Source organism: Acinetobacter endophylla, assembly GCF_053543775.1.
The window spans coordinates 1-578 of record NZ_JBLVOM010000210.1 but is presented as its reverse complement, the minus strand read 5'-3'; the positions used below and the strand labels follow the sequence as shown (position 1 = coordinate 578).

1 protein-coding gene is annotated in these 578 nt (G+C 35.3%); it reads right to left on the bottom strand.

Going from position 1 to position 578, the window contains the following annotated elements; all coding sequences use genetic code 11:
• Positions 1-578 (bottom strand): ATP-binding protein (locus ACNPNW_RS06375; RefSeq protein WP_448766763.1); only part of this gene is annotated, 578 nt, incomplete at both ends.

The window sequence follows — 578 nt, the reverse complement described above, 5'->3', positions numbered from 1 at the left end:
TAGACGCATCTGTTCGATAAAAACGATCAAATAATCTGGATAGTTGTTCAGGAGAGATTTCAGGGCCTTCATTTTCAATTGAAAATATTGTGTTATCTAAATTCTGTTGAAGTTTTATCCGTATTGTAGAATTCTTGTTTCCATATTTAACTGCATTAGACAATAGATTGCTGAGTGCGCGACGTAACATAGCAGGATCACCTTTTACATTGCCAGATCCTGTTTGTTGAAGTGTCATATTTTTTTCGGCAGCGAGAGCGTCATAGAAATCAAATAAAGCGGTAACTTCTTTAATGAGGTCAATATTCTGTAAGTTCTGTAAATTTAAGCCATGTTCTGCTTTTGCCAAGAAAAGCATATCGGACACCATTCGAGCCAAACGTTCAAATTCTTCTAAATTAGAAAATAGTATTTCTTGATAAGTACCAATATCTCGGTTACGGGCGAGACATACTTGAGTTTGAGTCATTAAGTTATTAATCGGTGTTCTAATTTCATGCGCTAAATCAGATGAAAAATCGGAAAGTTTCTCTAAAGCTGATTCTAGCCTATCCAACATATCGTTAAAGGCTATTGCT